Origin of the sequence: Arthrobacter sp. MYb221, assembly GCF_002979835.1 — a bacterium.
Classification (GTDB): domain Bacteria; phylum Actinomycetota; class Actinomycetes; order Actinomycetales; family Micrococcaceae; genus Glutamicibacter.
In genome coordinates, this window is record NZ_PCPW01000006.1 from 50,657 (window position 1) to 70,865 (window position 20,209).

The 20,209-nt window shown below is 63.0% G+C and carries 18 protein-coding genes; 14 read left to right on the top strand and 4 right to left on the bottom strand.

The window, feature by feature from the left end:
- Nucleotides 1-13: 13 nt before the first annotated feature.
- Complete coding sequence (locus CQ015_RS09035) at nucleotides 14-757, top strand: aspartate/glutamate racemase family protein (RefSeq protein WP_105649950.1); 744 nt, start codon at nucleotides 14-16, stop codon at nucleotides 755-757.
- A gap of 157 nt (nucleotides 758-914) precedes the next feature.
- On the opposite strand, the gene CQ015_RS09040 is transcribed toward CQ015_RS09035, so the two are convergent.
- A complete protein-coding gene (locus tag CQ015_RS09040; RefSeq protein WP_105649951.1) occupies nucleotides 915-1,511 on the bottom strand; it encodes a GNAT family N-acetyltransferase in 597 nt (198 codons plus the stop codon).
- Nucleotides 1,512-1,842: 331 nt separating this feature from the next.
- Between CQ015_RS09040 and CQ015_RS09045 the strand changes: the two genes are divergently transcribed.
- From CQ015_RS09045 to CQ015_RS09060, 4 genes are all read left to right on the top strand, one after another.
- The gene (locus CQ015_RS09045) at nucleotides 1,843-2,826 is read left to right on the top strand and encodes a siderophore ABC transporter substrate-binding protein (RefSeq protein ID WP_105552546.1); all 984 of its coding nucleotides are present in this window, start codon (nucleotides 1,843-1,845) and stop codon (nucleotides 2,824-2,826) included.
- 91 nt (nucleotides 2,827-2,917) lie between these two features.
- Nucleotides 2,918-3,898 (top strand): ABC transporter permease, encoded by a 981-nt coding sequence (locus tag CQ015_RS09050; protein WP_105569403.1) that lies wholly within the window; start codon nucleotides 2,918-2,920, stop codon nucleotides 3,896-3,898.
- Nucleotides 3,899-3,902: 4 nt separating this feature from the next.
- Nucleotides 3,903-4,952, top strand: coding sequence for an iron chelate uptake ABC transporter family permease subunit (locus CQ015_RS09055; protein ID WP_105552544.1), 1,050 nt, complete (start codon nucleotides 3,903-3,905; stop codon nucleotides 4,950-4,952).
- On the top strand, nucleotides 4,949-5,704 hold the full coding sequence (locus CQ015_RS09060; protein WP_096287987.1) for an ABC transporter ATP-binding protein: 756 nt from the start codon (nucleotides 4,949-4,951) through the stop codon (nucleotides 5,702-5,704). Before CQ015_RS09055 ends, CQ015_RS09060 begins: the two co-directional genes overlap by 4 nt.
- Nucleotides 5,705-5,877: 173 nt before the next feature.
- Here CQ015_RS09060 and CQ015_RS09065 read toward each other — a convergent pair whose 3' ends face one another.
- The 3 genes from CQ015_RS09065 to CQ015_RS09075 all read right to left on the bottom strand — a co-directional run bounded on the left by CQ015_RS09065 (nucleotide 5,878) and on the right by CQ015_RS09075 (nucleotide 9,326).
- Nucleotides 5,878-6,693, bottom strand: coding sequence for a carbonic anhydrase (locus CQ015_RS09065; protein WP_105649952.1), 816 nt, complete (start codon nucleotides 6,691-6,693; stop codon nucleotides 5,878-5,880).
- Nucleotides 6,694-6,901: 208 nt separating this feature from the next.
- Nucleotides 6,902-8,119 carry an MFS transporter gene (locus CQ015_RS09070; RefSeq protein WP_258138206.1) on the bottom strand — a complete coding sequence of 406 codons (1,218 nt, stop codon included), beginning with the start codon at nucleotides 8,117-8,119 and terminating at the stop codon, nucleotides 6,902-6,904.
- A 7-nt stretch (nucleotides 8,120-8,126) separates the two neighbouring features.
- Nucleotides 8,127-9,326, bottom strand: a complete 1,200-nt coding sequence (locus CQ015_RS09075) for an ROK family protein (RefSeq protein ID WP_181150386.1) — start codon at nucleotides 9,324-9,326, stop codon at nucleotides 8,127-8,129.
- Between the two features lie 96 nt (nucleotides 9,327-9,422).
- Between CQ015_RS09075 and CQ015_RS09080 the strand changes: the two genes are divergently transcribed.
- The 9 genes from CQ015_RS09080 to CQ015_RS09120 all read left to right on the top strand — a co-directional run bounded on the left by CQ015_RS09080 (nucleotide 9,423) and on the right by CQ015_RS09120 (nucleotide 20,081).
- Nucleotides 9,423-10,697, top strand: coding sequence for an ABC transporter substrate-binding protein (locus CQ015_RS09080; protein WP_105649954.1), 1,275 nt, complete (start codon nucleotides 9,423-9,425; stop codon nucleotides 10,695-10,697).
- Nucleotides 10,698-10,714: 17 nt separating this feature from the next.
- Nucleotides 10,715-11,641, top strand: a complete 927-nt coding sequence (locus CQ015_RS09085; RefSeq protein ID WP_096288758.1) for a carbohydrate ABC transporter permease — start codon at nucleotides 10,715-10,717, stop codon at nucleotides 11,639-11,641.
- Entirely contained in the window at nucleotides 11,638-12,513 is an 876-nt protein-coding gene (locus CQ015_RS09090; RefSeq protein ID WP_105649955.1) for a carbohydrate ABC transporter permease, read from the top strand. Before CQ015_RS09085 ends, CQ015_RS09090 begins: the two co-directional genes overlap by 4 nt.
- A 61-nt stretch (nucleotides 12,514-12,574) precedes the next feature.
- Complete coding sequence (locus CQ015_RS09095; RefSeq protein WP_105649956.1) at nucleotides 12,575-14,236, top strand: glycoside hydrolase family 13 protein; 1,662 nt, start codon at nucleotides 12,575-12,577, stop codon at nucleotides 14,234-14,236.
- A gap of 185 nt (nucleotides 14,237-14,421) precedes the next feature.
- Nucleotides 14,422-15,075 (top strand): TetR/AcrR family transcriptional regulator, encoded by a 654-nt coding sequence (locus CQ015_RS09100; protein ID WP_096288754.1) that lies wholly within the window; start codon nucleotides 14,422-14,424, stop codon nucleotides 15,073-15,075.
- An 8-nt stretch (nucleotides 15,076-15,083) separates the two neighbouring features.
- Nucleotides 15,084-16,694, top strand: coding sequence for a carboxyl transferase domain-containing protein (locus CQ015_RS09105; protein WP_105569396.1), 1,611 nt, complete (start codon nucleotides 15,084-15,086; stop codon nucleotides 16,692-16,694).
- 15 nt (nucleotides 16,695-16,709) lie between these two features.
- On the top strand, nucleotides 16,710-18,746 hold the full coding sequence (locus CQ015_RS09110; RefSeq protein ID WP_105649957.1) for a biotin carboxylase N-terminal domain-containing protein: 2,037 nt from the start codon (nucleotides 16,710-16,712) through the stop codon (nucleotides 18,744-18,746).
- The gene (locus CQ015_RS09115) at nucleotides 18,743-19,267 is read left to right on the top strand and encodes a MaoC family dehydratase (protein WP_105649958.1); all 525 of its coding nucleotides are present in this window, start codon (nucleotides 18,743-18,745) and stop codon (nucleotides 19,265-19,267) included. The genes CQ015_RS09110 and CQ015_RS09115 overlap by 4 nt, the downstream gene beginning before the upstream one ends.
- Entirely contained in the window at nucleotides 19,260-20,081 is an 822-nt protein-coding gene (locus CQ015_RS09120) for a CoA ester lyase (protein WP_181150387.1), read from the top strand. Before CQ015_RS09115 ends, CQ015_RS09120 begins: the two co-directional genes overlap by 8 nt.
- Nucleotides 20,082-20,209: the final 128 nt, after the last annotated feature.

Here is a 20,209-nt window from a genome sequence, read left to right on the forward strand (position 1 = left end):
TAAGGAACTGATCATGCGCATTCTCATTGTTAATGTGAACACGACCGCCTCGATGACTCACGCAATCGGCGAATCGGCTCGCAAAGTCGCCTCGCCGGGCACCGAAATCATCGAGCTGACTCCCGATTTCGGCGCGGACTCCTGCGAGGGGAACTTCGAAAGCTACCTCGCCGCCATCGCCGTGATGGACAAGGTCGTCAACTACCCCGGAGACTTCGACGCGGTCATCCAGGCCGGCTACGGAGAGCACGGGCGGGAAGGACTGCAGGAACTGCTGGAAGTCCCGGTCGTTGACATCACCGAGGCCGCCGCCTCCACCGCACAATTCTTAGGGCACAAGTATTCGGTCGTGACCACCTTGGACCGGACCGTTCCGCTGATTGAGGACCGCCTGAAACTCGCCGGACTCACCGACCGGCTGGCCTCGGTGCGTGCCAGCGGCCTGGGAGTCCTGGAGCTGGAATCCGATCCCGAACGAGCCGTCGCGGCCATCGTGGAGCAATCAAGACAGGCGGTGCAGGTCGATAAGGCGGAAGTGATCTGCCTAGGTTGCGGCGGCATGGCCGAATTGGAGGCGAAGGTCAGCGAGGCCACCGGCGTGCCAATTGTTGATGGGGTGCGTGCCGCGGTGACCATAGCCGAGTCTTTGGTGCGCATGGGCTTGAGCACTTCAAAGGTGCGCACCTATGCAACCCCGCGCCCGAAGAGCATTACCGGATGGCCGGTCAGCCGAGTAAAAAGTGGTTTGCCCGCCTGAGGCCGGGCGCCCAATTTGCACGGTAAAGCCCAAGGCGCAACCCAGCCTATTCCCAGAGTGCCCGCCTAGAGTCGTAAGTACCTCTTGAAGGTGCGAGTGATGACAAGAACCCTCCAACGCGACAAGCGTTGGAGGGTTCACTCATGTTCAGGGCCTTTCAGGCTTCGGACCGGATTGGCCACTCCTCGGCTAGGAGCGCGTAGCTCATGCCGTCCAGCCATTGACCGTCGCGGTGCAGCGCATCGCGTTTGCTGTACCCCTCACGCCTCATGCCGATTCGTTCCATAAGCCTCCACGATGGCTCGTTCGCGGCGAAGCATTCGGCAACAACCCGTCGTAGTCCCAACGGCCCGAAGCACAGGTCGATAACCCCACGGACCACTTCGGTGGCATAGCCGAGACCACCGTATTCGGGGTTGAAGCTCCAGCCGATTTCGGCTTCGACGCCGCGAGCCGCGTCTTCAATCTCGCTCTGCCCCCAACCATCTTTCACCTTCACCATGACCGTCCCGATCAACTGCGGCTGCCCTTGCGCATCCAGCAGCTGAACCGCGACATCACGGGAATACCGCTTGGCCTTCATGAATTGCTCCAGATACTGCGGGAAATCATCCGCGCGCGAGGTGATCCAGCGTTGCACCTCGGGTAGTTTCCGGTAGTCCCACGTCGCCTGGGCATCGGCAACTTCGAGCCGTCGCAGCGAGAGCCGCCGAGTAGCCACGGGCCAGTTAATTCGGTCGAGAGAGTCACTCATCTTCGTATCCTAGTGCGGTGCTTCGCGCCTTTTTGCCGTGGAGCGCGCAGTTCATGACGGTAAATGAACATCCAGAGACGACCGGCATCGCCTAAAAAATGAATAATTTAGCAACGCTTCGCTGCACTATATTCCTTGCGCAAATAGCTTGCCTCACCTAACTAAACGCGGAAAATCCCTCATGAAATCCTATTTTTCGACGAACTAGCCGGGGTTGAGTGAGCTAAGTAACAACGGTCTGGCTTATTCGATTTAGGTCAGCTTAGGCTAGGCTAATTATCAGATCACTCATTTGCGCGGCCAATGTCGGTCGCCTGTTCCGAAGGATGACATGGCTTCCATGAAACTTCGCGCCGCAGCTTTGCTGGGCGTTGCAGCACTCTCCCTGACAGCTTGCGGCTCCAACGCCGAAGCCCCGGCAGAGTCCGCACCAGCGGCTACCTCCACGGTGACTTTCACCGATAACAATGGCGAACACACCATCAACACCCCAGCGAAGTCAGTGGTCGCAACCGACAACCGCACCTTCGAAACTCTTGAGGCCTGGGGCATCGAGCTCACCGCCGGCGCCGTGGCGCTGATGCCGGACACCATCGACTACGCCAAGGACGAAAAGGTCATCGACCTCGGCAGCCACCGCGAGCCGAACCTCGAAGCAATTGTCGAAGTGGCCCCGGACCTGATCATCAACGGCCAGCGATTCACCCAGCACGCAGAAAAGCTTTCCAAGCTGGCTCCCGAAGCCACCATTGTGAACCTCGACCCGCGCGAAGGCGAGGCCTTCGACGCGGAGCTCAAGCGCCAGACCACCGTACTGGGTGAAATCTTCGGCAAGCAGGCAGAAGCCAAGGCGCTGACCGATGACTTCGACAAGGCCGTTGCACGCGCCAAGGCCGCGTACAACAAGGACGCGACCGTCATGGGCCTGATCACCTCCGGCGGCGAGATCAACTACTCCGCTCCGGGTAGCGGACGCAGCGTCGGCCCGGCCTTCGACATTCTGGGCCTCACCCCGGCACTGGTCGTCGAGGACGCCTCCACCGATCACGAGGGCGACGATATCTCGGTAGAGGCAATCGCCAAGTCGAACCCCGACTGGATTCTCGTCCTTGACCGCGACGGCGCAGTTGCCAGCGATGAAGCCGGCTACACCCCGGCGGCCGACCTGCTGAAGAAGTCCGAAGCACTGGCTAACGTCACCGCTGCCAAGGAAGGAAACGTCGTGGTCATGCCCGCAGATACCTACACCAACGAAGGCATCCAGACCTACACCGAGTTCTTCAATGATTTTGCAGAAGCGCTGGAAGCCAAGTAACCAGAACGCTGAATAGCGACTACGTGGCGGAGCCGATAACCGGCCCCGCCACGTAGTCGTATCCACCACATATCGAATACACGGCGGCACCATGACTACTACGACCCCCGCGGTCAAGCCCAAGGGCAGGCTCCTTGAACCCAAGCTGATGCTTGGCATCCTCGGCGTTCTCGTCCTCTTGGGCTTCTCCCTGTTCACCGGTGTCTATGACATCTTCGGCACCGATGACGGGTCGGCGATGTTCGCCGTGACCCGCATCCCACGCACCATCGCGCTGGTCCTCGCCGGAGCCGCGATGGCCATGAGCGGGCTGGTCATGCAGCTGCTCACGCAGAACCGCTTCGTGGAGCCGACCACCACCGGCACCACCGAATGGGCCGGACTGGGCTTGCTGACGGTGCTGATCATCAACCCCGAAGCCTCGCTGCTGGCCAAGATGACCGTGGCGATCATCTTCGCCTTCATCGGCACCATGGTCTTCTTCCTGTTCCTGCAGCGAGTCTCGCTGAAGGCCTCGTTGACGGTGCCCATCGTGGGGATCATGCTCGGCGCCGTGGTGGGCGCCTTCTCCTCCTTCATTGCCCTGCAAACCGACATGCTCCAATCCCTTGGCATCTGGTTTGCCGGGTCCTTCACCTCGGTGATCCGCGGACAGTACGAGGTGCTGTGGATCGTGGCGCTGGTGGCCATCGCGATCTTCATCGTCGCCGACCGATTCACCGTGGCCGGGCTCGGCGAAGAGATCGCCACGAACGTTGGGCTGAACTACCGCCAGGTGATGCTTCTGGGCACCGGCCTGATCGCGATTGCCACCGGTGTAGTCACCGTGGTCATCGGCAACCTTCCCTTCCTGGGGCTGATCGTGCCGAATATCGTGTCCATGTTCCGCGGAGATGACCTGCGCAGCAACCTGCCATGGGTGTGCCTGCTGGGCATTGCCATCACCACCGTCTGCGACCTGATTGGCCGCACCATCATCATGCCCTTCGAGATTCCGGTTTCCCTGATCCTCGGCGTGCTCGGCGCGGTAGTCTTCATTTCCTTGCTTCTAAGGCAGCGCAAACTTGGCTAAGCTCATGACTCCCCCACGCACCACTCCCAAGCTGCCCTCGCCGCCGGTCTTTGGCCGTGCCTCCGGCGCACTGCCAACGAAGAAGATCCGCAGTCGCTACTGGATCATCTTCTCCATCATGTTGGCCCTGGCGCTGAGCTTCAGCTTTGGGCTGCTCGCCTGGGACAACCCGATGCCGGTGGGCTCCGACGGGTTCTGGCTGATCGCGAAGATGCGCGCCAGCAATATCCTGACCATGGCCATCGTCGCCTTCTGCCAGGCAGTGGCGACGGTGTCATTCCAGACGGTCACGAACAACCGCATCATCACCCCATCGATTATGGGCTTCGAGTCCCTCTACGTGGCGGTGCAGACCGCCTCGGTGTTCTTCATGGGAGCCGCCGGCGTGGTCGCCCTGCAGGGGCTGTGGCAGTTCAGCTTGCAGGTAGCGATCATGGTGGTCCTCGCCTGCCTGCTCTATGGCTGGCTGCTGTCCGGCAAGCTGGGCAATATCCAGATCATGCTGCTGATCGGCATCATCCTGGGCGCTGGCCTCGGATCGATCTCCACCTTCATGCAGCGCATGCTCTCCCCCAGCGAGTTCGACATCCTGACCGCGAAGCTGTTCGGCTCGATGAACAATGCGGATATGAGCTACCTGCCGGTGGCCATCCCGCTGATCCTCATTGCCGGGTTCTTCCTGATCTCAAATTCCCGGAAAATGAATATCGTGTCCCTCGGCCGCGATACCACCATGAACCTTGGCATCAATCACCGCTCGGAGGTGATGCGCACACTATTCTTCGTCTCGATCCTGATGGCCGTATCCACCGCGCTGGTCGGCCCGATGACCTTCCTCGGCTTCCTCGTGGCAACCCTGGCCTACCAGCTGGCGGACACCTACGACCACCGCTTCATTTTCCCTATCGCCTTCCTGACCGGCTTCGTGGTGCTCGCCGGGGCGTACTTCGTGATGAAAAATATCTTCTACGCCCAGGGCGTGGTGGGCATCATCATCGAGGCCGTAGGCGGCGTGACATTCTTGATCTTCATCCTGCGAAAGGGCCGGCTGTGATTACCCTCAAAGAAGTGCACAAGAAGTACAGCTCCGAGGTGGCCATCGGACCGGTCACCCTCGAGATCCCGACCGGCGGCATCACCGCCCTGGTGGGCCCCAACGGGGCCGGAAAGTCCACCATGCTCACCATGGTCGGACGCCTGCTGGGCATCGATTCGGGCAGCATCGAGGTCGCCGGCTACGACGTGGCCTCCACCGCTTCCAAGGATCTGGCGAAGATCGTGTCGATCCTGCGCCAGGAGAACCACTTCGTCACCCGGTTGACCGTGCGCCAGCTGGTCGGCTTCGGACGCTTCCCGCACTCCAAGGGACGGCTGACGCCGGCGGATGAAGAGATCATCTCGCGGTCCATCGACTTCCTGGACCTCTCCGAGCTGGAGGGCCGCTACCTGGACCAGCTTTCCGGTGGCCAGCGCCAGCGCGCCTACGTTGCCATGGTGCTGGCGCAGGACACCGAAACGGTGCTGCTGGACGAGCCGCTGAACAACCTGGACATGAAGCACTCCGTGCTGATGATGCAGCACCTGAAGCGGGCTGCCCAGGAGCTGAACCGCACCATCGTGATCGTGCTGCACGATATTAACTTCGCCGGCCATTACGCGGACTACATCTGCGCGATGAAGCACGGCAAGGTCGTCCAGTTCGGTTCCCCGGAACGGATCATGAATGACGAAATCCTGTCCGAGGTTTTCGAGACTCCGGTACAGGTGATCGCCGGACCCAACGGCCCGCTGGCGGTGTACTACTAAACGAGATCCGGCGATTCGGTTCAACGCCGGATAGCCGAGATGATGATCCGCTTGAGGTCATTGCTGCCAACTATTGCGCTGGCCGCATCGGAAAGGTGGACCAACGTGTTTCCTGAGGTCCGATCGGCACGTGCATTTGCCGCGCTCGGCGGCAGGCCACCGGTGCGGCCGCATCAGGCAACGACGGGATTCCAGTCAACCAACCCGGTCTGCAGATCATAGACGGCCGCAATGACTTCGGTGCGCCCGGCGTTGACCGCCGCACGGATGATCTCCGAGCGTTCAACAAGCGCGGCGGCGACCGCGACGGTATTCATCCGGACCACGTTGTTGATGTGTTCTGACTTGTCCGGCACCGGTTCCGCCTCACGCGCCGCCGGCGCGATCTCGCTGATGAAATCGATCATTTCTCCCGGGGCCTTCGGTGACTTTGCGTTCTTCTCGAGGGCTTCGACCGTGCCGGTCACCGCTCCGCAGGCGGTGTGCCCGAGGATCACGATGACCGGGACCTCATAGGGGCTGCTGACCGCAAACTCCATGCTCCCCACGAGGGTGTCGTCGAGTACCGCACCAGCGGTTCGCGTGACAAAGAGGTCGCCAATCCCTTGGTCGAAGACGAGCTCGGGGGCAACCCGAGAATCAACGCATCCGTGGACCAAGGCCCATGGTTCTTGGTGCTCTGCAAGGTCGCTTCGCAGCTGGCTTGTTTGGTTCGGGTGCTTTGGCCGGCCTTCGGCGAATCTGCTGTTGCCGGTCTTGAGCATTTCAAGGGCTTGGCCGGGGGTACTAGGTGCCTTGGCGGCGGCCGGGGCGTGATCACCTACCGGGTTCGGAGCCGTCGCGGAATTCTGCGGCGATGTGCAGGCTGCAAGGCCGACCAGGGCAAGTACTCCACCCGCCGCCGAAAAGAATCGGCGCCTGTTCAGCTGAACCGGATCTTCCTGTTTGGAAGACGCTGTGCCGGCTATGGAGTTGGCGGATTTAGACATGTGTTATCCCCTCGGCACGCTCTGGCCAACCCCACCCGGATAAGTCGAGCCAGCACCGACCATGCTCTCGATGTGGTGAGTTAGATCGGTTTCCGTTCTAAATAGTGACTTGTATTCTACGGTGGCCTAATTGATTCATTAAAAATGAGGTGTCATATTTCGCCGGCATCGAACCAAGATGACGTCCGAGGGGTGTGCGGGCCGTGAATTAAAGTTGCTGGCGCGGTGCCTTTGCCCGCAGCACCGGCGAGCACAACAGCACGATGACGCCCACCAGCGGGACGAGCAACAGCCCGGCTCGAAGCCCCCAGCCCTCGGCAACAAATCCAACCAGCGGCGGCGAGATCAGGAATCCCAGACGCATCAGCCACGAGACCACGCTCAACCCGGTGCCTGGGGCAAGGCCCGGCAGCCTGTCTGCGTGTTCCATCGCGGCCGGAACCAGGGTCGCCACGCCAAATCCGGCAGCCGCGAAACCCAGCACGCTTCCCGGCACCGACGGGAAGGCCAGTGCCAACCCCATGCCGAGGATGAGGCAGACGGCACCCATTTGGGCGACCAAACGCTGTCCGAAGCGGTCAACCATGCCGTCGCCAAGAATTCGACCCACAAACTGGGCGCCGACGAGCGAAATATAGCCAAGGGCCGCGAAAGAGGCCGAAGTCCCCAGCGAATCGGCAAGATACAGCGCGGCCCAGGAGTTGCCCGCGTCCTCCGTCATGACCCCCGCGGTGGAAATCAGCACCAACGCGACCATGATCCACAGGGTGTGGTTGCGCGGCGTGCGCGCCGTGCCCGGGGAGGGATCGGCAGGGCGGTCCTCGGATACCTCTTCGAGTCCGGCTTGCGGTTTTCCCATGGGAAGGCAGAATTTGAGGGCGGTCAAGGCGACGGCCGCGAATATCAGCAGCGAGATGCCCAAGTGCACGCTCAGCGACAGGTTCAACGCCATGGCTCCGGCGGCCATGGAACCGCCAAGGACGGCGCCCACCGACCACAATGCATGGAAAGAATTGAGGATCGAGCGTCCATAGCGTCGCTGCACAAGGAGCCCGTGGGAATTCTGCGCCACATCGGTGATGGCATCCATTGCGCCGCCGAGCAGGAAGCCCGCGGCGAGCAGCGCGAGGCTCGGGGCCGAGCCGGCGCCGAGCAGCGCAGCTCCGGTGAGCATGGTTCCGGCCACGGCCACGAGGGCCGAGCCAAAGCGGCGAATGAGCCAGCCGGCCGCCAGGCCGGCAATGATTGCGCCTACCGGCCAAGCGATCACCAGAAAACCGTAGGCCGCTTCGCCCAGCCCGAAAGTGTCCTTCAGCTCGGGAAGGCGCGGCGCCATATTTGCGAACAACGCACCATTGGTCAGAAACAAGGCCGATACCGCGCCGCGCGCCCGGCGGTCGGCGCTATCGATGGAGGTCGGGGTCACCGGGAATTCATCGGTTCTGCGTTTCGAAGGGCGCGGTTGCCCGGACCAATTCGATGCCGCGCGAGATGGCCCCTTGCAATGCCACCTCCGCGCCCAGCTCGGAAACGGCCAACTGCACACAGGTGAGCTCTGGTTCCCTGGCTAATTCACGGTCGGCGATATCGATCACCGGCTGCAGGATTCCCGCCATGGCACCCGAGAGAATGACCTTCTGCAGCCCGGCGAAACCGGAAATCACGGCCACGACCTTTGCCAGCCGCCGCCCGAGCGATTCCAGGATTTCCAGTGCCAACGGATCTTGCTGCGCGGCCGCTTGGAAAACATCCTCGGCGCGCACCAGTTCGGCGGGAATCCGCCGAAGCGAGCTTTCGGCCCCGCCTGCCAGTGCATGCCTCGCTTGTTCTCGTGCGAGGTAGCCAAGCCCCAGCGCATCGCCCACCCCGGTGACATGCGAAAGGAAGCGCATCTCTCCGGCTAGCCCGTGGGTTCCGCGCAACAGGTGCCCGTCGATGACCACTCCGGCACCGAATCGTTCGCCGACCATCAGCGCGGCGAAGGAATCGGATTCTTCGAGTCCAAGTTCCGCCACCGCCGCCAGGTTCGCGTCGTTTTCAACCGAGAACAGGTGGGTATATTCCGCCAGCTGCGCACGCCAGTCCGGGTTCATCGCGGCCCAGAAGCCATCGGCCACCTTTGGCGAAGAACCACCGGAATCCACCGGAGCGGGGACCCCGATAACCAGGGCGCCGAGCTTTTGAACTCCGTGCTTCTCCAGGGTTCCGCGAAGAAGTTCCTCGGTGATGCGAAGCCGTTCTTCCCCGCATGCTCCCGGCTCCACGCTCAGGGACCGGCGTTCAATCTCCTTGCCGCGCAGGTCGGCGAGCGCCAGCGAGATCCGGTGTTGGCCGGCGTCGATTCCGGCGACTACCGATTTGGCGGCGTCGAGTTCATAGCGCAGGGCCGGACGGCCTTTCGAGTATGCTCCGGCGGCACGGGTGTCCTCCGCTTCACGCAGCCAGCCGGTGGCCACGAGCTCTTTTGCCTGGTTCAGCACGGTTGCCCGGGTGAGCGAGGTGAGCTCGATGAGCTCGCTGGCGGTCACCAGCCCGCGATCCCAGGTCGCCTTGAGGACCTTTTGGGTATTCAGGCGTCGCATGGAGGTGGCGCCGGGCTCCGTCGCGGAATGCTGGTTGCTGGAATCGGTCATTGATTTCACCATTTGAGTATAGACGGATATTTATATAGATGCTAAATTTACTGAGAAAATAAAGTGACCCACTTCATTCGACCGTCGGAGATACCCATGAACATAGGATCTACCACGCTGTCCAGAGCCCTGTCCCGCAGAACATTCATCTCGTCTTTGGCAGCCGCAGGGACCCTGATGCTCGCGGGCTGCGGCGCTACCAGCACTCGCACCTCGATTCGATTCAACCAGTCAAAGCCGGAGGTCGTCCCCTACTTCCGCGACCTGCTCAGCGAGTTCAACGGCGCCCAATCTTCCATATCCGCGGTCCACGAAGTGACGGCCGGACTCTCGGCGGCCTTTGCCCGCAACGACCCGCCGGATCTTGGCTGCTTGAACTACAACTACGAGATGGCACGCTTCCAGGAACGCGGCGCGCTATCGGACCTTTCGGATCTGCCACAGGTCCAGATGAACGCTCCCTTCGTCAACGAACTGCTCGCGCTCTATCCGGATTACCCGGGGCGCACCTCGGTGCTGCCCTACTCGATGATGGGTGCCGCCGTCCTGTACAACAAGGATATTTTCGCCAAGCACAAGCTGGCCATCCCGCAGCGCTACTCGGAATTCGTGGCGTTATGCGAAGAGCTCGTGGACCTGAAGGTCACCCCGATCTACTCCACCTTCAAGGACGCGTGGACCGCATCCCAGGGACTGGCGGACTACACCCTGGGCGGAGCCGTGGACATCAACAAATTCTTCGCCGCGCTGCGAAGCGTCGGCGCGGATTTCACTCCCGGCTCCGAACTGTCCTTCTCCCGGGCCTTCACCGACCCGCTGCTGCGCATGCAGGAACTGGCCAAGTTCTCCAATAAGGATGCGGCGAACCGCGGCTACGGCGACGGCAACCTCGCCTTCGCCAACGGCCAAGCGGCCATGTACCTCCAAGGCCCCTGGGCACTGCCCGAAATCTCCAAGACCAACCCCAGCGCCAATATCGGCACCTTCCCGCTGCCCATGACCGAGGATCCGGACGATCTGAAGGTCCGCGTCAATATCGACCTGGCGCTCTGGATCCCGGAACAGTCCGAGCACCAGGATGAAGCGCGTGAACTGCTCGAATTCCTCTGCCGGCCCGAAGTCCAGAACCCCTATAACGAGATGGCCCTCGGTTTCGGAGTGCGCTCGGACTCCCCTCCGGCCAAGGACAAACGCCTGGTGCAGCTGCAGCCCTATATCGATCGCGGCAAGGTCTTCCAGGGAGTTTCCACCGCCATCCCGCGCACCATCCCCTTCGAGAACTACATGCAGGGCCTCGTGACCGGAAGCAGCGTAGAACAGACGTTGGCCACCCTCGACGCGGACTGGGCTCGACTAGCCCAGCGCGGCTAGTCAGCTAAGGACGAATCATGGCTCTGACGACCTCAATCAAACCCACGCCCGAAGCTCAACCCGCCGCGCCTGCGCGCCCGCCACGGCGCCGGCGTATCGAATGGACCTATCTGGCATTCCTGCTTCCCGCGCTGATCTGCTTCACCATCGCCATTACGGTTCCCGCATTGATGGGCATATTCTTCAGCTTCACCGACTCGGTCGGCTTCGGCGACTACCAGATCATTGGCCTGACCAACTACCTGGCTCTGTTCACCGACCCGGCCATCATCGGCGCCTACGGCTTCACCCTTGGTTTCGCATTCATCACCGTGATCATCACCAACCTCATCGCCTTTCTGCTCGCCATCGGGCTGACCGCGCAGATCCGTGCGCGGGTCGCGCTACGGGCCATCTTCGTGATGCCCATGGTCATTTCGGGCATCGTGATCGCCTACGTTTTCAATTTCGTCTTCTCCAACACCTTGCCGGCCTTCGGAGAAACCATCGGATTGGACTTCTTGAAGTCCTCAATTCTGGCCAACCCCGACTACGCCTGGATCTCCATCGTGATCGTCACCGCCTGGCAGGCGATCCCGTCGGCCATGCTGATCTACATAGCCGGGCTGATGGCGATTCCCTATGACCTCTACGAGGCTTCCTCGCTCGACGGAGCCAGCGCCTTCGGGCAGCTCAAGGCGGTGACCTTGCCGCTCATGGTGGGGTACATCGGAATCAACATGATCATTGGCTTCAAGAACTTCCTCGGTGCCTATGACATCATCGTCGGCCTGACCAATGGCGGACCGGGAGTAGCCACACGCTCCATCGCCATGACCATCTTCACCGGATTTGAACGCGGCGATTACGCCTACCAGATGGCCAACGCCACCGTCTTTTTCCTCATTTCGCTGATGATCGCGCTGCTCCAGCTGCGCCTGACAAGTAAGGGAGTGGCCAAATGAGCGTTACCCTCCAGCAACGGCTGAACAAGCGTTCCCGCGCACGAATTGGACGCGAACGCATCAATTGGTGGGCCACCGGAGCGCTGGTGGCCTGCGCCCTCACGGTGCTCATCCCCTTGTTCGTGACCGTCTCCATGGCGTTCAAGTCGGCCGCTCAAGCAGTTGACGGGAAAGCCTTCTCGCTCCCGCGCCCGTTCTCCATCGAGGGTTTCACCGCGGCCTGGGAGCTGGTCAATTTCCCCCGCGCCTTCACCATCTCGCTGCTGATCACCCTGGCCACGGTGCTCGGCGGAGTGATGCTCGCTTCCATGGCTTCCTATGCGATTCACCGCAACTGGCATAAGCGCCTCTACCGGCTCAGCTTCTACTACCTGCTGGCCGCGATGTTCCTCCCGTTTCCGGTGCTCGCGCTCTCCCAGGTGAAGCTCACCGGACTCTTCGGGCTGGATAACCCGGTAGGCGTAGCCATTCTGCACGTGATGTTCGGGCTGTCTTTCAACGTCCTGCTCTTCACCGCCTTCCTGCGCGGCCTGCCCGGAGAGCTGGAGGAAAGCGCCCGCATCGACGGCGCAGGCACCTGGACCACCTACTGGCGGATCATTTTCCCGCTGATGGCGCCGATGAGTGCCACCGTGGCGATCTTCGCGTTTCTGGCCTCCTGGAATGACTTCATGATGCCTTCGCTGATCATTGCCGAACAGGCCGACCAGACCCTGCCGGTAGTCCAGCAGCTTTTCCAGACCCAGTTCTCAAATAACTACAACGTCTCCTTCGCCTCCTACCTGATGGCGATGGCGCCAAGCATCGTGGCCTACCTGTTCACCCAACGCTGGGTCATGTCCGGGCTCACCCAAGGGGCGGTGAAATCCTAAGCCGCCCCTCCCCTGAACCATCTACATTTAGAAGCAGACAACATTTCCGGAAGGAAGCAAGATGACCTTGCAAGATACGCAGAACTCCGCCGGCCTTTCGCCGGATGCCAACTGGTGGCGCCAGGCCGCCGTCTATCAGATTTACCCGCGCAGCTTCGCCGACGCAAACGGCGACGGCCTGGGCGACCTGCCCGGCATCACCTCCAAGGTCCCCTACCTGAAGGAGCTCGGAATCGATGCCGTCTGGCTCTCCCCGTTCTACCCCTCGGCCCTCGCCGACGGCGGCTATGACGTGGACGACTACCGCGATGTTGATCCCCGCCTTGGCACGCTGGAGGATTTTGACCGGATGGCCGCTGCGCTGCACGCTGCAGGCATTCGGGTCATCGTGGATATCGTGCCGAATCATTCCTCGGACCGCCACGAGTGGTTCAAGGCGGCGCTCGCCGCACCGAAGGGATCGGCCGAGCGCGAGCGCTATATTTTCCGTGACGGCCTGGGCCAGGATGGCGAGCTGCCGCCGGCCGATTGGGAATCCTTGTTCGGCGGACCGGGTTGGACCGCCGTGGGCGACGGCCAGTGGTACCTGCATCTTTTCGCCAAGGAACAGCCGGACTTCAATTGGTCCAATGAAGAAGTCCGCGCAGACTTCCGCAAGACCTTGAGATTCTGGTCCGACCGCGGGGTGGATGGCTTCCGCGTGGATGTGGCCCACGCGCTGACCAAGGACATCCCGTTGACCGAGCTGCCGGATAAGGCACAACTCGACGCCCACCCATGGGACGGCACCCATCCGATCTGGGATCGCGACGAGGTGCATGAGGTCTACGCCGAATGGCGTGAGGTCTTCAACGAATACGAGCCACCGCGCATTGCGGTCGCCGAAGCGTGGACCAATGCCGACCGCCGCCCTGCCTATGCCCGGGCCACCGGGTTGGGCCAAGCGTTCAACTTCGATCTGCTGCAGGCGGACTTCGAAGCCGAGGCGTTCAAGAAGATCATCTCCTTCAACCTCGCTCAGGCTTCCGCCGCCGGCTCGTCGACCACGTGGGTGTACTCGAACCACGATGTGGTTCGCCACGCCACCCGCTATGGGCTGGAAGCAACCGGCGATCCGGACGCAGCGAAGACTTGGCTGCTGCAGGGTGCGGATCCCGCCCGGGTGGATGTGGAGCTGGGGCTGCGCCGCGCTCGCGCGGCGACCCTGCTGGAGCTGGCGCTGCCCGGCAGCGCTTACCTGTACCAGGGCGAGGAATTGGGACTTCCGGAGGTGACAGGCATTCCGGATGAGCAGCGCCAGGATCCCGCATTCTTCAGGAATAAGGCAGTGGAAGTCGGCCGTGACGGGTGCCGCGTCCCGCTGCCCTGGGAAGCGAGCGGTTCCTCCTTCGGGTTCGGCTCCGGCGAAGCGCATCTGCCGCAGCCAAAGGATTTTGGCCGGTACGCGGTAGCGGCACAGTCCGGGGTCGAGGGCTCGACGCTGGAACTCTACCGCGAGGCATTGAAGCTGCGCCGCGAGCTGCAAAGCGACGAATCGCTCTCCTGGCTGGCGACCGAGTCCGGCACGCTCGGCTTTTCCCGGCCGAATGGTTGGGTGAGCTTCACCAACTTCACCGCGCAGGCTCAGCAGCTGCCGGCCGGTGAAGTCCTGCTGGCGAGCGGTCCGCTGGATGCAGAAGGCCAGCTTCCCGCGGCAACCACCGTGTGGTTGCGCCAGCGCTAAACGAGGAGCTTTCCGACAAATCCGCGGGCCGGGCCGAATGCGCAAGCATTTGGCCCGGCCCGCAGCCTTCTCCCCGCACTGGCTAAAGTGACCCTTGACACAGCTCGCATTTCCGACTTGACTGAGAGTCAATCAATCGATTGATTGATTGACTCTCAGTCTTTGGGCGAAAGCGATTCAAGAGCATGGACATCGACCAGGTACAGCGAGCGGCCGTCGCACGCTTCGCCCAGCAGGGCTTCGCCGCCACGGGAATCAGGGAACTGGGCACCGCGGCCGGCATCAACTCGGCCACCCTCTATCACTATGTCGGCAGCAAGCAGGATCTGCTCATGCGGATCATCTCCGACTGCCTGAACGCCATGATCGCCGGCGGCCGCGCAGCAATCGCCGGCGAGCAACAACCCACCCGGCAGCTCGCGAGGCTGATCGCTTTCCATGTGGCATTCACCGCCACCAATCCGCTCACCGCGCGTGTCGCCGAATACGAGATGCGCGCCCTGACCGGTCCGGCGCAGGAACAAATGCAAGCACTCCGGGACCACTACGAATCGCTCTTCTCCAAGGTGCTGGCTGCCGGCCAGGCGGCCGGCGAATTCGCCACCGATGACCTGACCATGGCACGACTTGCGGTGATGGAAATGGGCACCGGCGTGGCCCACTGGTACCGCCCGGACGGAAGGCTCAGCCTGAGCCAGGTCCAGCAAAACTTCGTTGCCATGGCCTACAGAATTCTTGCGGTCACCGAAGCGCCGCAGCAACTCGGCGACCTATTGGCCATTCCACGCCGGCTCGCGAGCGAACCGGCCACCATCCAAGCCCAGCAGACCGTCAGCTAAGGAACCCAGTGAAGACCCTGCACTCACAGCTCGACACCAGCTCCGCTGCCTACCAGCGCAACGCGGCCGAATACACGGCGCTCACCGATGAGCTCCACCGCCGCCTGGAGCGCGCCGCCCGCGGCGGATCCGAGAAATCCCGCCAGCGCCATGTGGACCGCGGCAAGCTGCTGCCCCGGGACCGCGTCAACCAGCTCCTGGACGACGGCTCCCCCTTCTTGGAAATCGCCCCGCTGGCCGCCGAGGACATGTACGACGGGGCGAGCCCGGGCGCCGGCATGATCGCCGGCGTTGGGCTGGTGCACGGCCGGCATGTGCTGGTCATCGCCAATGACGCCACGGTCAAGGGCGGCACCTACTTCCCGATCACCGTCAAGAAGCATTTGCGCGCCCAGGAGATCGCGCTGGAAAACGGCCTGCCCTGCGTCTATCTGGTCGACTCCGGCGGAGCGTTCCTGCCCATGCAGGACGAGGTCTTCCCGGACCGCGAGCATTTCGGCCGGATCTTCTTCAACCAGGCGAACCTGTCGGCCAAGAAGATCCCGCAGATCGCCGCGGTGCTCGGCTCCTGCACCGCCGGCGGCGCCTACGTCCCGGCGATGAGCGATGAAACGGTGATCGTGCGCAACCAGGGAACCATTTTCCTCGGCGGCCCTCCCCTGGTGAAGGCCGCCATCGGCGAAATCGTTACCGCCGAAGAACTGGGCGGCGGGGATCTGCATGCCAAAACCTCCGGAGTGGTGGACCACCTGGCCGAAACCGACGAACATGCGCTCATGATCGTCCGCGACATCCTCTCCACGCTCCCGGAGAATCCCGCCCCGGCCTGGAGAATCGCCGAGCAGGTGGCCGAGCCGCGCTACCCGGCCAGCGAATTGGCCGGCTGCGTGCCGGTAGACGTCAATGCCCCCTACGACGTCCGCGAAGTCATCACGCGGTTGGTCGACGGCAGTGAATTCCATGAATTCAAGGCCGAGTACGGCACCACCCTGGTCACCGGCTTCGCCCGTATCCACGGCCACCAGGTGGGCATCATCGCGAACAACGGCGTGCTGTTCTCCGAGTCCGCGCTGAAGGGCGCGCACTTCATCGAGCTCTGCGACCAGCGCGGCATTCCGCTGCTCTTCCTGCAGAACCTCGCCGGGTTCATGGTGGGCCGCGACTACGAGGCAGATGGCATCGCCAAGCACGGAGCCAAGATGGTCACCGCCGTAGCCACCGCACGCGTGCCCAAGCTGACCGTGGTGATCGGCGGATCCTTCGGCGCCGGAAATTACTCGATGTGCGGCCGGGCCTACTCCCCGCGCTTCCTGTGGATGTGGCCGGCGGCGCGCATCTCGGTGATGGGCGGAAACCAGGCCTCTTCCGTGCTCTCCACGGTCAAGCGCGACGGCATCGAAGCCTCGGGCGGAAGCTGGAGCGCCGAAGACGAAGAGGCCTTCAAGGCGCCCATCCGTGAGCAGTACGAGAGCCAGGGAAACCCCTACTACTCCACCGCACGCCTGTGGGACGACGGAGTCATCGATCCGGCCGATACCCGCCGGGTCCTGGGCCTGGCCCTGGACGTCTGCGCCCGTCAACCATTGCCGGAGACCTCCTTCGGCCTATTCCGGATGTAGCGCGAGGAGACAATCATGGATACAAAACTATTTGACACGGTCCTCATCGCCAACCGCGGCGAAATCGCCGTACGCATCATCCGCACCCTGCGCACCTTGGGGATCCGTTCGGTGGCGGTGTACTCGGACGCGGATGCCGGGGCGCTGCACGTGCGCGAGGCCGATACCGCCGTGCGCATCGGGGCATCCCCTGCCAATGAGAGCTACCTCAGCATCCCCGCGGTGCTCCAAGCCTGCAAGGACACCGGCGCTCAGGCGGTCCACCCCGGATACGGTTTCCTCTCCGAAAACGTGGAGTTCGCCCGCGCCCTTCAGGACGCCGGAATCACCTTTATCGGGCCTCCGGTGAACTCGATCAACCTCATGGGCGACAAGATCCGCTCGAAGAATCACGTGCTCTCCCACCAGGTGCCCGTCGTGCCGGGCATCGCCGAGCCCGGGCTGAGCGATGCCCAGCTGCACGAGGCCGCCGAACAGGTAGGCTTCCCGCTGCTGATCAAACCCTCCGCGGGCGGCGGCGGCAAGGGAATGTTCGCCGTCGAATCCCCGGACCAGCTTCCCGAAGCACTGGCCAGCGCGCGGCGAACCGCGCGCAACGCCTTCGGAGACGAAACCTTGTTCCTCGAACGCCTGGTGCGCAACCCGCGCCATATCGAGGTGCAGATCCTGGCCGATGCGCACGGCAATACCGTGCACCTGGGCGAACGTGAATGCTCGCTGCAGCGCCGGCATCAGAAGGTGATCGAAGAAGCTCCGGCTCCGCTGTTCGAGAACCTCGAGCAGGGCGCGCAAATCCGCGCACGCATCGGGGCGGCGGCCGTGGCCGCCGCAGAGTCGGTGGGTTACGTGGGTGCGGGAACCGTCGAATTCCTGGTCAGCGACGAGAACCCGGACGAGTTCTTCTTCATGGAAATGAACACCCGGCTGCAGGTAGAGCATCCGGTCACCGAAGAGGTAGCCAGGGTCAACGGCAACCGGCTGGACCTGGTGGACTGGCAGGTGCGCATCGCCGCCGGGCAGCGACTGGACTTCGCCCAGCGCGATGTCACGCTCACCGGGCATGCCATCGAGGCACGGCTCTACGCCGAGGACCCCGCGGAAGGGTTCCTTCCTTCGGTCGGAACCATCCTGCGGGTCAGCGAACCGGCCGGCGAACACTTGCGCGTGGACAGCTCGCTGCGCGATGGACTCGAAATCAGCGCGCACTACGACCCGATGCTGGCCAAGCTCATCGCCTGGGGCGAAAACCGCACCGAGGCCGTATCCCGGCTTGACCGCGCCCTGTCCCGATGCGTGGTGCTCGGCGTGCTGACCAACAGCGAATACCTGCGCCTGCTGCTGGCCGACGCGGACGTGGCGGCCGGGCGGTTGGACACGAACCTGATCGAACGGAAGATGCACGAGTTCTCCTTCCGGTCCCCCGGCGCGCGCGAACTGGCGCTGGCGGCCCATTTGGAGCACGGCCGGCTGCACACCGCGGATACCCCGTGGACCCGCCGCGACGGCTGGCGGGCGCAGCACAACCACGGGACACCGCAGCACTATGAAGTGCAAGAGCGGCAAGTTGCGCTCACCGTGCACGGCGGGGACAGCTCAAGCCGCATTCTGCTTGCCGGGGACGAGTACGCGGTGCGGGATCTGGGCTCCGGGAACTACTCCATCAACGGGCAGCGCACCGGGATTCACCACGCGTTCGCCGCGGACGGCACCTTGTGGCTCAGCGAAGACGGGTGGACCGGAGCGGTGCGCAAGCTCCCCCGCGAAGAGGTGCTCGAACGGCACCTGGCCACGCTGGCCAAGGCGTCGGGCACGTTCTCCCCGCATGTCGAGACCCCGATGCCCGGCACCGTGATCTCGGTCCAGGTAGCCGACGGCGAACAGGTGTCCGAGGGGCAGCTGCTGGTCAGCATCGAGGCAATGAAAATGGAGCACCAGCTGCTTTCCCCGGCGACCGGCACGGTGCGCATGACCGGGCTGAGCGTCGGCGATCTGGTGAAGGCCAAGCAGCTGGTGGCCACGGTGGAACCACAAATTCAGGAGCAAAACGCATGAGCGAGCCTACGCAACAACGTTTCGAACAGCGCGGACTGTACTTCGATGAGCTGAAGCTCGGGGCCGCATATGTGCATAAGCCCGGGCGCACGCTCACCGAGGCCGACAACGTGCAGTTCACCACCATGACCATGAACAATCAAGGTTTGCACCTCGACGCGGCGTGGGCCGCAACCCAGCCGTTCGGCCGGCCGCTGGTGAATTCCTTGCTGACCTTGAGCACCATGATCGGCCAATCGGTGGGGCAGCTCACCGAGGGCACCATCGTGGGGCAGCTGGGAATCAATGATGTGAAATTCCCGCACCCCATGTTCCACGGGGACACCCTCTACACCGAAACCGAGGTCACCGCCCTGCGCGAGTCGAAGTCCCGTCCCGGACAGGGTCTGGCCTCGATGACGCACACCGGGCGGAACCAGCACGGGGACATCGTCGCCACCGCGACCCGCACCTGCCTGATGTGGACCCGGCAGGCGCACTTGGACTCCCTGGATTCCACTGAAGCCGCCGCAAATGAGTAGCTTCGCCATGGGCCCCGCGATTCTCTTCTGCCCGGCGGACCGCCCCGAGCGCTATGCCAAGGCCGCCGCACGCGCCGACGCGGTCATCATCGACTTGGAAGATGCGGTGGCGCCGGACAGCAAGGAATCCGCCCGCCGGGCGCTGCTGGACAGCGCCCTGGATCCGGCACGGACCGTCGTGCGGGTCAATCCGGCGGACTCCGAGTTCTTCGCTGCGGATCTGGCGGCGCTGAGGCAGACCGCCTACCGCACGGTGATGCTGCCCAAGAGCGAATCGGCCGCCGATCCGGCGCGCTTGCAAGGCTACGAGGTGGTTGCGCTGTGCGAAACAGCGAAGGGCATCACCAGCGTCTCCGAGATCGCGGCGGCTCCCAATGTGGTCGCGGTGATGTGGGGGGCCGAAGATCTCATGGCTTCGCTGGGCGGAACCTCTTCGCGCACGGAAGAGGGGAACTACCGCGAGGTGGCACGCTTCGCCCGTTCCCAGGTGCTGCTGCACTCGGTAGCCCAGGGCAAGGCAGCGATCGACTCGGTCTACCTGGATATTCCGGATACCGCCGGACTCTTGGCCGAAGCGCGAGATGCCAAGGCCTCGGGCTTCGCCGCCAAGGCCTCCATCCATCCGAATCAGATGCCGGTGATCCGTGCAGCCTTCCGGCCCGGCGAGGCCGAGCTCGAGCGGGCCAAGCGGATCCTCGCCGCGGCCGAAACCAATCCGGGGGTCTTCGCCTTTGAAGGCCAGATGGTCGATGAACCGCTATTGCGCCAGGCACGGGTAACGCTGGCCGCCGCCAAGCATCTCGAAGACGGCTAGGCAAACTCAGCGTCTCGCAAACCACCAGAGCAGGCGCAGAAGTGCGATATCACGATCAGCGCAGGGGACGAATCCACGCACTCCAGGCAAGCCTCGCCTCGGATGGATCAAGTCACCGATGAGGACCA

Excerpts from the sequence above, each read along its gene's own strand:
- CQ015_RS09035 (WP_105649950.1), top strand. The coding sequence starts at position 14 with ATGCGCATTCTCATTGTTAATGTGAACACGACCGCCTCGATGACTCAC.
- CQ015_RS09040 (WP_105649951.1), bottom strand. The coding sequence starts at position 1,511 with ATGAGTGACTCTCTCGACCGAATTAACTGGCCCGTGGCTACTCGGCGG.
- CQ015_RS09045 (WP_105552546.1), top strand. The coding sequence starts at position 1,843 with ATGGCTTCCATGAAACTTCGCGCCGCAGCTTTGCTGGGCGTTGCAGCA.
- CQ015_RS09050 (WP_105569403.1), top strand. The coding sequence starts at position 2,918 with ATGACTACTACGACCCCCGCGGTCAAGCCCAAGGGCAGGCTCCTTGAA.
- CQ015_RS09055 (WP_105552544.1), top strand. The coding sequence starts at position 3,903 with ATGACTCCCCCACGCACCACTCCCAAGCTGCCCTCGCCGCCGGTCTTT.
- CQ015_RS09065 (WP_105649952.1), bottom strand. The coding sequence starts at position 6,693 with ATGTCTAAATCCGCCAACTCCATAGCCGGCACAGCGTCTTCCAAACAG.
- CQ015_RS09075 (WP_181150386.1), bottom strand. The coding sequence starts at position 9,326 with ATGACCGATTCCAGCAACCAGCATTCCGCGACGGAGCCCGGCGCCACC.
- CQ015_RS09080 (WP_105649954.1), top strand. The coding sequence starts at position 9,423 with ATGAACATAGGATCTACCACGCTGTCCAGAGCCCTGTCCCGCAGAACA.
- CQ015_RS09085 (WP_096288758.1), top strand. The coding sequence starts at position 10,715 with ATGGCTCTGACGACCTCAATCAAACCCACGCCCGAAGCTCAACCCGCC.
- CQ015_RS09090 (WP_105649955.1), top strand. The coding sequence starts at position 11,638 with ATGAGCGTTACCCTCCAGCAACGGCTGAACAAGCGTTCCCGCGCACGA.
- CQ015_RS09095 (WP_105649956.1), top strand. The coding sequence starts at position 12,575 with ATGACCTTGCAAGATACGCAGAACTCCGCCGGCCTTTCGCCGGATGCC.
- CQ015_RS09100 (WP_096288754.1), top strand. The coding sequence starts at position 14,422 with ATGGACATCGACCAGGTACAGCGAGCGGCCGTCGCACGCTTCGCCCAG.
- CQ015_RS09110 (WP_105649957.1), top strand. The coding sequence starts at position 16,710 with ATGGATACAAAACTATTTGACACGGTCCTCATCGCCAACCGCGGCGAA.
- CQ015_RS09115 (WP_105649958.1), top strand. The coding sequence starts at position 18,743 with ATGAGCGAGCCTACGCAACAACGTTTCGAACAGCGCGGACTGTACTTC.
- CQ015_RS09120 (WP_181150387.1), top strand. The coding sequence starts at position 19,260 with ATGAGTAGCTTCGCCATGGGCCCCGCGATTCTCTTCTGCCCGGCGGAC.